The sequence below is a fragment of the Bradyrhizobium sp. AC87j1 genome, from assembly GCF_002936975.1.
GTDB classification, from domain to species: Bacteria; Pseudomonadota; Alphaproteobacteria; order Rhizobiales; family Xanthobacteraceae; genus Bradyrhizobium; species Bradyrhizobium shewense.
In genome coordinates, this window is sequence record NZ_PTFE01000158.1 from 1 (window position 1) to 11,632 (window position 11,632).

The window sequence follows — 11,632 nt, forward strand, 5'->3', positions numbered from 1 at the left end:
CAAGGGGGGAGGGAATGAGAGAGTGGTGCCCTCCTTACTCAGCCGGCGGCTAGAGTCCGCAACATGCCCCCAAACACAAAACGACCCGGAGGGGGGCATCCCGTCCGGGTCGTAGAGGTCCTTGGGAGGTTTAAGCAAAACCGTATGTGAGCTTTATAGGAGGGAAGTTTTTCCGCCTGATGTTGTGCTTTGTTTCAATTGTTTCGTGGGCGGTAACACTTCCGTGTCCCGGGAGAGGGCCAGATCGGCGGCCCTATCCCTTTGAATTATTGAGCTTAGGCGGCGAAGCGCTCGACGCCGCAGCCCTTAAGCAATTCCGCCAGCTGCTTGCGGGCGTAGAACATCCGCGTCTTCACGGTGCTCTGGGGGATGCCGATGATCTGCCCGACCTCCTCCACCGACTTCTCGTGGTAGTAGACGAGGGTGATGATCTCGCGATGCGCGGGCGACAGCTTCTGCACGCAGGCGCGCAGGATGGCGCTGGTGTCGCTGCGGTCGAGCGAGGTCTCCGGCGTATCGGAATCGTCGGGGATCTGGCGCACGTCCTCCTGGTCGATGTCCTCGAAGCGGCGCTGGCGCATTGCGGTCAGCGCCTTGAAGCGGGCGATCGACAGCAGCCAGGTCGAAACCTGCGAGCGGCCCTGGAACTGGCCGGCGGTCCGCCACACGTCCAGGAACACCTGGCTCACGAGGTCTTCGGCCGCGGTGGCGTCGCGCACGATGCGCAGGATGAAGCGGTACACCCGCACGCTGTGCCGGCAATAAAGGATATGCATCGACGTCCGGTTGCCGTCGGCAATGCTCTCGAGAAGCATGTCGTCCGAAGTCGCCTGAGCGGCGATGATGCTCTGGCTGGCCTGGGCGTTGATGGCGATGACGTTCCGCATTGACTTGGCTCCCCGTAGCGCCGCGACCGAGCGGCGTTTCCTTGGACCAAAGTGTTAATGAGCCAACGTTTCGGGACGTCTGCACGAAAAGGGGAAAATGGTTTCGTGCGCCGCCAAATTGTTTCGTCGAAGGAGGGATGACGAAACATTCGGGACAAAAAAGCGTGGAATTTCAATGTACGGAAAATACGGGGGTAGGGGTTTTGAGCCGGACGGAGGCGCCACGGAACGAATCCCGGAGATTTGCGTTCGGTCGCGCTAATCACTCTCCTGTCGTCCCGGGGCGCGAAGCGAACCCGGGACCCATAACCACAGGGAGAAATTTGGCGAAGACTCGGAGTTACCCTTTTGGCGTCATAACCACTTCCTGTGGTTATGGGTCCCGGATCATCGCTGCGCTCGTCCCGGACGACGGCGGGGAGTGTGGCTGCTCTTACGCCTTCTCGCCCGCCGGCGAGAACAGATAGCCGCCGCCGCGGATGGTGCGGATCACGGCGGGCTTGGCCGGATCGGGCTCGATCTTGCGGCGGATGCGCATGATGCGGAGATCAACGGCGCGGTCGAAGGCTTCGGCGTCGCGCGCGTTGGCGAGTTCGAGCAGGCGCTCGCGCGACAGCACGCGCTTCGGATTGGCCGCGAACACCTTCAGCAGCCCGAACTCGGAGGCGGTCAGCGGATGCTCATTGCCTTCGTCGTCGCGCAAGGCCTGGGCTTCGAGGTCGAGCCACTTTGTCCCGAACCGTACCAGCTGCTCCTTGTCGGATTTCGCCGCCGCAGCGTCCGGCGCTGCGGCCTTGGCCGGCCCGCTCCGCCGCAGCACCGAGCGGATGCGCGCCATCAGCTCGCGCAGCTCGCAGGGTTTTGCCACGTAATCGTCGGCGCCGAGCTCGAGCCCCACCACGCGGTCGATCGGGCTCGCGGTTGCCGTCAGCATGATGACGGGCACGTTGATGCGGCTCTTGAGGTCGCGGATGATCGAGAGGCCGTCTTCCTCGGGCATGTTGAGGTCGAGCACGACCAGATCAGGCATGCTGCCCTGGATCGCGGCGCGCAAGGACTTGCCGCCGTCGCACAGCGTCACGGTGAAGCCGTGCATCTTGAGATAATCGCCGACCATCTCCCGGGCCGGGGCTTCATCGTCGACGATCATGATGTGCTGGCTTTGGGTCATGGTCTTGAGATCACGGCATTTCGGTCGCGGGAAGGGTGATGGTGAAGGTCGAGCCCTTGCCGGGCCCTTCGCTGTCGGCGGTCACCTCGCCGCCATGCATGTCGACAATACGCTTGACGATGGAGAGCCCAAGTCCCGTCGAGCTCTCGCCGGCGGTCGGTTTGGCCGACAGCCGCTGGAACCGGCCGAACAGGCGGCCGAGATCTTCCGGCGACAGGCCGGCGCCCTCGTCGCTGACGCGGATGACGGTCTCGCTGCCCTCATGGCTGACGACCACGTCGATCCTGCCGCCAATCGGTGAGTATTTGATGGCGTTGCTGATGAGATTGTCGATGGCTTCGCGGATGCGGTCGGTGTCGCACATGGTGACGATGTTGGCCGGCGCGGCGACGCTGATCGCCTGCTGCTTGTTGACGGCGAGCGGCTGGTTGGCCTCGGCGACCTCCTTGACCAGGGCGGCGACGTCGACGGGCTCGCGGCGGATGGTGATGTCGAAGGCATCGGCCATCGCGTCCGAGATCAGATGGTCGACCATCGTGGTCAGGCGCTTGGTGGCGTCGCGGATGTGGTCGACCTGGGCGACCACGCCACTTTCCGAGGCGCCGGTCGAGATCAGCTCCTTCAGCATCTCGGTGCGGCCCAGGATGACGCCGAGCGGATTTTTCAGATCGTGCGCGACCGTGCCCAAAATCTCGTTCTTGAAGCCGTTGGCACGCTGCAGCCGCAGCCATTGCGCGGAGAGGCGGCGGTTGGCCTGCATCAGCGCGCGGGTGCGCTGGGCGACGCGGTCCTCCAGCTGGGTGTTGGCGGCCTGAAGCTGCTGATAGAGGATGACGTTGTCGAAGGCGATCGAAAGCCTTGAGGAGAAGATCTCGACCAGCGAGCGATCGGTCTCGGACAATTCGCGCTCGGCCTGCAGCAGCACCACCACCTCGCGGCCGGACCCGGTGCGCAAATAGATCACGCTGCGGTGGTCGGCGAATTCGTTCTTGCGGCGCTGGAACGCGGCTTCCACCATCTCGCGCAGTTCGGGGTCGAGCGCCTTCGACGTCGTGGTGCCGATGAAACGGCTGTAGCAGCCGCTGCCGGCGAGCACCGAGAGCTCGGGGTCGATGCCGCCATTGTCGCGCAAGACCAGTATACCGGCGCAATCGACGTTGAGCAGCGAGGCCAGCTGGGTCAGCACGCCCTCGGCGAGCCGCTGCATCGACTTGAAGTCGTACAGCGTCGAGGCCGCGTCGATGATGATCTCGAGCCCGCGCCTTGTCTGCACCATGCGCTCGAGCTGCTGATAGGAGCGCAGCGCCGCGGTCAGCGAGGTGAACAGCTTGTCGGCGGTGAGCTCGGTCTTGGCCTTGTAGTCGTTGATGTCGTACTGCACGATCACGCGCCGCTCGGGCGCCTGGCCGGGCTGTCCCGTGCGCAGGATGATGCGCACCGTCTCGTTCCGGATCTCGTTGCGGATGAACTCGACCAGCTCGAGGCCGGCGACGTCGGTCTCCATGATGACGTCGAGCAGCACGGCGGCGATGTCGCTGTGCTCGGCCATCAGCTTGCGGCCTTCCGCCGCGGAATAGGCCGACAGGATCTCCAGGCTCTGGCCGTTGAGGCTGTAGTCGGACAGCGCAAAACGGGTGCCGTCATGCACGGCCGGATCGTCGTCGATGACGGCGATCTTCCATTTCCGGGCGTTGGCATCCTCCGACGCGGTACCGGTATCGTCGATCAGGTGGAGGACATCGTCCTGTTCGGCCATTGAGAAGTCCCGTCACTTTCTGTGCTTTGCGCGCCGCCCTTGGCAACCCGGGGCATGATAATGCGAAAAGTGGTGCCTTGTCCCAGCTTGGATTCCAGCATCATGCGCCCGCCGAGCTGCTGGGTGACGAGGTTATAGACGATATGAAGCCCGAGTCCCGTGCCGCCTTCATTGCGCCGGGTGGTAAAGAAAGGGTCAAAGGCCTGGCGCTGCACGTCGGAGGTCATGCCGGCCCCGTCGTCGGTGAAGATGAGCTCGACGTCCTCGGTCCCGCGTGGCCGCGCCTGGATGATGATCGTGCCGGCACGCCCGTCGGCGAAGGCGTGGTTGGCGGCGTTGAGGAAGAGGTTGGTGAGGATCTGGCCATAGGAGCCGGGATAGCCGTCGAGCAGCAGCCCCTCGGGCACGTCGACCTGGAGCGTGATCGGCGAGCGCTTCAGCACCGGGCGCAAGCTGGCGATGATCTGGTCGGTGGCCTCGCTGAGCGAGAATTGCCGCCGCTCGGCATGGGAGCGGTCGACCGCGACCTGCTTGAACGACTGGATCAGCTCGCCGGCGCGCTGCAGATTGGCGACCAGCTGCTGCGAGGCGTCGCGCGAGGACTGCACGAATTCCTCCAGCTGCGAGCGGCGCAGGCCCCCCTCGCCCCTGAGCTGGGCCTCGAAGATCTCGCTGCGCCGGGCAAAGCTTGAAGCAACGGTGAGGCTGATGCCGATCGGGTTGTTGACCTCGTGCGCGACGCCGGCGACGAGACCGCCGAGCGCCGCCAGCCGTTCGGCATCGATCAAATTCTGCTGTGCGGTATTGAGCTCGAGCAGCGCGCTCTCGGCCTTCTCCTTGGACGCGCGCAGCTCGTCCTCGGTCTCGCGCTTGGCGATCGCGTTCTCGCGGAACACCTCCACCGCGCGCGCCATGGCGCCGACCTCGTCGCGGGCCTTGGTGCCCTGCACCTCGCGGTCGAGGTCGCCGAGCGTGATCGCGCGCATCGCCGCCATGATCTGCTGCAGCGGCAGCCGGATCGACAGCGCGATCATCACGCCGGCGGTGAGGATGATGCCGAGGAAGATCACCGCAATCGAAAGGACGCGGCGGGAAATATCCGCCAGCGTGCGGTCAAAGGTCTCCTGCGCTCTCTGCTCGCGCTGGCGCATCTTGGTGGAGAGGTCGTCGATGGCGCCGATCGCCTCGGCCTGGCTGGCGTCGATGGTGTTGCGGAGCAGCTCGGTGCGGCTGGCAAGTTGCTCGGAGAGCTTTGCAAAGCCCTCGCGCAGCGCGGCGGTGCGGGCCCCGAGCCGCCGCAGGGCCATCTTCTGCAGGTCGTTGTCGGCGAGATCGATCATCACGGGGATGGTCTTCTCGATCGTCTCGGTGTTGCGGCGCGCGTCGTCGGCGGCGCCCGATGACAGCGACAGATAATAGGAATTGGCCGCCACCAGCATCGCGGTGAAGGCCTCGCGGGATTTGCCGAGCGAGGGCCAGATCAGCGCGTCGCGATGGCCGGTGGCGCCTTCGATGATGGAATAGAGGCCGGCCATGTCCCTGGCCGGGCCCTGCACCTGATCCTCATAGGTCTTGGCGATGGTGGCCTGCACGCTGCGCAGCTCGCCGAAGCCGTTGAGGAAGCGGTCGGTGGTGCGCTCCAGCTCCTCGACGGAGCCCGACAGCATCGGATCCTTGGCGGCGCGGTTGGTCAGCGTGCCCAGCACCGCCTCGCGCAGCAGCAGGATCTCGGCGAACAGGTCCGGGCTCGGCTGGTTGATGTAGCGATGGATCAAATTGTGCAGGCGCCCGGTCTCGCTTTCGAGCAGCGCCAGGATCCGGTCGGATTCGCGCACCTGGCGGACGTCGCCCCATGCCGAGCCGAGCACCTGCGCGCCGTTCCAGATCATCGCCACCAGCACCACCACCACGGCGGAGTTCAGCGCCGCGATCGACAGGATGCGCCAGCGGATCGGCACAGCCCGCAGCACGCCGACCAGCCGTGCGCGCAGCCGTCCGATCGGGCCGGACGGCCGGTCTGCGTGCTCGGTATGTCCAAGTGCAGCCAACGTGGCTCACTCCACCTTGCGAATACGTTCGATCAGCGCGGCCGCGGCGGGATCGCGCCCGGCCTTGGCGTAGATCGGGGCCATCGCGTCCTCGAACGGCTTGCGGTCGATCTCCCTGATGATGGTGACGCCGGCTTCCTGCGCCTTGCGCTGCGACTGCTCCTCGAGGTCGCGCCATTTCTCGCGCATGAACCGGCTGGAGCGCTGCGCGGCCTCCCGGAAGATTTTCTGGTCGTCCGGCGACAGGCTCTGCCAGGCCTTCAGCGAGATCACCAGCACTTCGGGGCTCATCGTGTGCTCGGTGAGCGTATAATGCCCGGCGTGCGTGTAATGATCCGTCGTCACGAAAGATGGCCAGTTGTTCTCGGCGCCGTCGATCAGATGGTTGGCGAGCCCGGTGAGCACCTGCCCATAGGGCATCTCGACCGGCTCGGCGCCGAGCGAGCGGATCATCTGGCTCATCAACTCCGACTGTTGCACCCGGATCCGCAATCCCTTGAGATCCGCGATGGTCTTCACCGGGCGGGCGCCGTTGTAGATCGACCGCGCCCCGGAATCGTAGAAGGCGAGCCCGACGAAGCCATAGGGCTCGAAGCTATCAAGGATCTCGCTGCCGATCGGCCCGTCCAGCACCTTCTGCATGTGCTCGATGGACCGGAACAGGAACGGCATGGCGAGCACGTTCATCGCCGGAACGAAATTGCCGATCAGCGCCACGTTGGTCCGGTTGAGGTCGATCGCGCCGGCCCGGGTCTGCTCGATGGTCTCCTTTTCCTCGCCGAGCTGGCGGGAGTGGAACACCTTGATCTCGTGGCGGCCGCCGCTGCGCTCGGCGATCAGTGCGCCCATGTAGCGCAGCGCCTGGACGGTCGGGTAATCCTCGGTCTGGGTATCGGCGGCGCGAAATTCGCGTGCGACGGCGCCCGTCGCACAGACGGCAAGCAGAAGCGCGACGACGATCACTCCGGTCCGCGAGAGTTCGGCACGGCTCAACACTGGCACACTCAACCCCTCAGTGGTGGAGTCTATGGCGGGGGCAAAAGGTTCAATGCAATCTAGCAGATGGTCGGGGGAAGGCCATCCCGGCCGGCGCGGCCGTGTAATTGTGCGGCGCGGCCGGCGCTCATTCCCGGTTGAAACCGCAAATGCCGCGCCTTAAGCAGGGCAGCCGCCTTTGTCGCGCGTCATGGGAAGAGCCATCGTGACTTCAGCATTGCGCCTTTTGCAGCTCGTCGCCGCCTTGGCGGCTCTCTCATTGGCCGCGCCCGTGCGCGCCGCCACCGACATCGCGTGGTGGCACGCCATGTCCGGCCAGCTTGGGCGGCAATTGGAAAAGCTCGCCTCGGACTTCAACGCCTCGCAGTCCGATTACCGCATCGTGCCCGCTTACAAGGGCAACTACACCGAGACGGTGACCGCCGCGATCTTCGCCTTCCGCTCGCGCAGCCAGCCCGCGATCGTCCAGGTCAACGAGGTCGCCACTGCCACCATGACCGCGGCCAAGGGGGCGATCTATCCGGTGTTCAGCCTGATGCGGGACCAGGGCGAGCCGTTCTCGCTCAATGACTACCTGCCCGCAGTCTCCGGCTATTACACCGATGCGGCCGGAAATCTGCTGTCGTTCCCGTTCAATTCCTCGACGCCGATCCTCTATTACAACAAGACCATGTTCCGCGACGCCGGCCTCGATCCGGAGACGCCGCCGAAGACCTGGCCGGAGCTCGGCGCCGCTGCAAAGCGCCTGCGCGACCGCGGCGCTCCTTGCGGCTTCACCACGTCATGGCCGTCCTGGATCCATGTCGAGAATTTCTCCGCTTTCCATAATTTGCCGCTGGCGACGCGCGGGAACGGCTTTGCCGGGCTCGATGCCGAATTGACCGTCAACAATCCGGTCGTGGTCAAACACATCGCCCAGCTCGCCGAATGGCAAAAGACAAAACTGTTCGACTATGGCGGCCGCGGCCAAGCGGCCGAGCCGCGCTTCCAGAGCGGCGAATGCGGCATCTTCATCGGCTCCTCGGCGACGCGCGCCGACATCAAGGCGAATTCGAAATTCGAGATCGGCTACGGCATGATGCCGTATTGGCCCGACGTGAAGGGCGCGCCGCAGAACTCGATCATCGGCGGCGCCACCCTGTGGGTGCTGCGCGACCGGCCGCGCGAGGAATACAAGGGCGTGGCGCGCTTCTTCGCCTATCTGTCGCAGCCCGGCGTGCAGGCCGCCTGGCATCAGAACACCGGATGCTTGCCGATCACCCGCGCCGCTTCCGAGCTGACGCGCGCGCAGGGCTTTTACGAGCGCAATCCGGGCTCGGCGATCTCGTTCGAGGAGATCACGCTCAATCCGCCGACGGAGAATTCAAAGGGCATCCGGCTCGGCTCCTTCGTCCTGATCCGCGGCGCGATCGAGGACGAGCTGGAGCAGGCCTTTTCCGGCCAGAAGAGCGCGCAATCCGCCCTGGATTCCGCCGTCGAGCGCGGCAACAAGCTCTTGCGCCAGTTCGAGCGCGCGAGTCCAGAGCGGTAGAGGACGGAAGCGAAGCTTGACGTTAGCGTGCAAGCTCTCTCCGCAGCGTCATGGCCGGGCCTGTCCCGGCCATCCACGCCTTGCCACACGCTACGAAGAACGTGGATGCCCGGGACAAGCCCGGGCATGACGAGCTCAAACGGACCAAGCAGGTGATGTCGCTGAAATTGTCTCAACTCACCGACGCCGAAAGCTTCCGCGCCTTTCGCTCTGCGCCTGCGCAATGGCTGCCGATCGCGCTCGACATTGCGCACAGCCACGATCTCGATGTCAGCGCGCCGCATGTGTTCGCGACCGGCACCAACCTCGTCGTCGGCCTCGGCGAGGGGCCGATCCTCAAAATCTTCCCGCCGATGCTGCACGCGCAATTCGTCTCCGAGCGCGGCTCGCTGATGCAGCTCAAAGGCCATCTCGATCTGCCGATCCCCGAGATCGTCGCCGAAGGAACCCGAGACGGCTGGCCCTATCTCGTCATCACGCGGCTATCAGGCACGCTTGGTTCGGAGGTGTGGCCGCACCTGGCGGAAGTGCAGAAGGAACGCCTGCTGCGCCAGATCGGCGAGACCATCCTCAGCGTCCAGCGCGCCCCGCTCGGGCCGCTCGCGCGAATCGAGCCGCGCTGGGACGACTTTATGCGTGCCCAGATGCAGGGCTGCAGGGCCCGGCACACCCGTCTCGGCCTTGCGCCGAAATTTCTTGCCGGCCTCGATGATCTCCTGCGCGATGCGGAAGAGCTGATTCCGATGGATGCGCCGCCGGTCTTTCTGGTCGGCGAATACATTCCGGAGAACTTCCTGCTCGCCTGCGATGACGGCCAATGGTCGATTGCCGGGCTGTTCGACTTCGGCGACGTGCTGGCGGGATGGCGCGATTACGACCTGCTCGGCCCCGGCGCGTTCATGGCGGCGGGCCGGCCGGGGAGGGTGAAGAGCCTGCTCGAAGGCTTTGGCTATGCGAAGCTCGACTACACGCTCAAGCGCCGGTTGATGGCCCTGATGCTGCTGCATCGCGCCAGCGACCTCAACAGCCACATCTGCATCGATGGCTGGCAGGAGCAGGCGGATGATCTGGTCGAGCTGCAGGAGCTGATCTGGGCGGGCTGAGCGCCGGCGAGCGCCGGCCGCGCCTCTTTCCGTCATTCCCGAGCGCCGCGGAGCGGCGAGCCCGGAATCCATGATCCTGCGCGTGCTGCCGCCCGATGGATTTCCGGGCTCGATGCTGCGCATCGCCCCGGAATGACAGCCGTGCTTATTGGGCGGGCGCAAATCAAACTAAGCTCATTGAATAGGCAAATCTGTATCTTTGTATGCAATCTCGGGAGGTCGAGACGAAGGCCGCGACGCGCCTAAATCGACATTTCCTAAGAGATATCAGTTCATTAGCTTGATCGTAAACATCCGTTAAGCTCTGGCACGAACCTTGCGAATCCGGTTCCAACCAAAAACGTTGTGTTGGAGCGATTTCATGAAGCGCCGCGATTTCCTCAAGTCCGTTTCCGGATTGGCCGCCGGAGCGGCGCTTCCGGCGATGCCACAGGTGATTTCCTCTGCCTATGCCGACGCCCGCTCGGAGACGCTGCTGATCGTCTCGGAAGGCGGTCCCAACAATCTCGACATCCACGGTGTCGGCACCAATGTGCCCGGCTACGAGGTGTCCTGGAATTGCTATGACCGCCTGATCAGCCACGAGATGAAGACCGGCCCAGGCGGCGTGCCCTATTACGACCGCGACAAGTTCAAGGGCGAGCTCGCCGAGGATTTCAGGATCGACGACATGTCGGTCACCTTCAAGCTGAAGAAGAACGCCAAATTCCACGACGGCACGCCTGTGACCGCGAAGGACGTGAAATGGTCGCTCGATCGTGCCGTCAGCGTCGGCGGCTTCCCGACCTTCCAGATGAGCGCGGGCTCGCTGACCAAGCCGGAGCAGTTCGTCGTCATCGACGACTACACCGTGCGCGTCGACTTCCTGAAAAAGGACAAGCTGACGATTCCCGATCTCGCCGTGATCGTGCCCTGCATCGTCAACTCCGAGCTCGTGAAGAAGAATGCCAGCGAGAAGGACCCCTGGGGTCTCGAGTTCACAAAACAGCAGACCGCGGGCTCCGGCGCCTACAAGGTGACGAAATGGACCGCGGGCACCGAAGTCATCATGGAGCGCAACGAGGATTGGGTCGGCGGCCCCTTGCCGAAGATCAAGCGCGTGATCTGGCGCATGGTGCCGCAGGCCGGCAACCGCCGCGCGCTGCTGGAGCGAGGTGACGCCGACATCTCCTACGAGCTGCCGAACAAGGACTTTCAGGAGATGAAGGCCAACGGCAAGCTCAACGTGGTGTCGCTGCCGTTCTCCAACGGCATCCAATATATCGGCATGAACGTCACCAAGCCGCCCTTCGACAATCCGAAGGTGCGTCAGGCGGTCGCCTACGCGCTGCCCTATCAGAAGATCATGGACGCCGTGATGTTCGGCCTCGCCAACCCGATGTTCGGCGCGGCCAAGGACAAGGCGACCGAAGTCGCCTGGCCGCAGCCGCACAAATACAACACCGACATGGAGAAGGCGAAGGCGCTTCTCATCGAGGCCGGCTACGCCAGCGGCTTCGAGACCACGATCTCGTTCGACCTGAATTTTGCCGGCGTCAACGAGCCGCTCTGCGTGCTGGTGCAGGAGAGCCTGGCTCAGATCGGCATCAAGACCACCATCAACAAGGTGCCCGGCGCCAACTGGCGCACCGAATTGAACAAGAAGGAGATGCCGCTCTTCACCAATGTGTTCTCGGGCTGGCTCGATTACCCCGAATACTTCTTCTACTGGTGCTATCACGGCAACAATTCCGTCTTCAACACCATGAGCTACAAGTCGGCGGAGATGGACAAGCTGATCGACGGCGCGCGCACCGCTGCTGCGGCCGGCGATACCGCGACCTACGACAAGGACGTGAAGGGCTTCGTCGATCTCGCCTACACCGATATCCCGCGCATCCCGCTGTACCAGCCCTTCGTCAACGTCGCGATGCAGAAGAACATCAGCGGCTATCAGTACTGGTTCCACCGCAGGCTGGACTATCGCGCGATGGCGAAGGGGTGAGGCATGATTGGCGCGAGCGACATGTCCGCGTCCTTCTGTGTCTCTTGGTCTAGTGAGGTGAGCGCCACTCTCTCATTCCCTCCCCCCTTGTGGGGGAGGGGCAGGGAGGGGGGTAGCCCACGAACTCCGACCTCTCCCGGAGCCACCCCCCTCCCT

Annotated in this window: 8 protein-coding genes; 3 read left to right on the forward strand and 5 right to left on the reverse strand. The window is 64.3% G+C overall.

Annotated elements, in window-relative coordinates; translation table 11 throughout:
- Positions 1 to 275: 275 nt before the first annotated feature.
- From CV770_RS38915 to CV770_RS38935, 5 genes are all read right to left on the reverse strand, one after another.
- Entirely contained in the window at positions 276 to 887 is a 612-nt protein-coding gene (locus CV770_RS38915; protein ID WP_018316842.1) for a sigma-70 family RNA polymerase sigma factor, read from the reverse strand.
- A 433-nt stretch (positions 888 to 1,320) separates the two neighbouring features.
- Complete coding sequence (locus CV770_RS38920; RefSeq protein WP_018316843.1) at positions 1,321 to 2,058, reverse strand: response regulator; 738 nt, start codon at positions 2,056 to 2,058, stop codon at positions 1,321 to 1,323.
- 10 nt (positions 2,059 to 2,068) lie between these two features.
- Positions 2,069 to 3,814, reverse strand: coding sequence for an ATP-binding response regulator (locus CV770_RS38925; RefSeq protein WP_104466081.1), 1,746 nt, complete (start codon positions 3,812 to 3,814; stop codon positions 2,069 to 2,071).
- Positions 3,784 to 5,862 (reverse strand): sensor histidine kinase, encoded by a 2,079-nt coding sequence (locus CV770_RS38930; protein WP_245453986.1) that lies wholly within the window; start codon positions 5,860 to 5,862, stop codon positions 3,784 to 3,786. Before CV770_RS38930 ends, CV770_RS38925 begins: the two co-directional genes overlap by 31 nt.
- 6 nt (positions 5,863 to 5,868) lie before the next feature.
- On the reverse strand, positions 5,869 to 6,864 hold the full coding sequence (locus CV770_RS38935) for a TRAP transporter substrate-binding protein (protein ID WP_104466084.1): 996 nt from the start codon (positions 6,862 to 6,864) through the stop codon (positions 5,869 to 5,871).
- A gap of 184 nt (positions 6,865 to 7,048) precedes the next feature.
- On the opposite strand from CV770_RS38935, the gene ugpB reads away from it, so the two are divergent.
- From ugpB to CV770_RS38950, 3 genes are all read left to right on the forward strand, one after another.
- On the forward strand, positions 7,049 to 8,389 hold the full coding sequence (gene ugpB / locus CV770_RS38940) for a sn-glycerol-3-phosphate ABC transporter substrate-binding protein UgpB (protein ID WP_104466085.1): 1,341 nt from the start codon (positions 7,049 to 7,051) through the stop codon (positions 8,387 to 8,389).
- A 155-nt stretch (positions 8,390 to 8,544) separates the two neighbouring features.
- Positions 8,545 to 9,492, forward strand: coding sequence for an aminoglycoside phosphotransferase family protein (locus CV770_RS38945; RefSeq protein ID WP_104466086.1), 948 nt, complete (start codon positions 8,545 to 8,547; stop codon positions 9,490 to 9,492).
- Between the two features lie 361 nt (positions 9,493 to 9,853).
- Complete coding sequence (locus CV770_RS38950; protein ID WP_104466082.1) at positions 9,854 to 11,476, forward strand: ABC transporter substrate-binding protein; 1,623 nt, start codon at positions 9,854 to 9,856, stop codon at positions 11,474 to 11,476.
- Positions 11,477 to 11,632 lie beyond the last annotated feature (156 nt).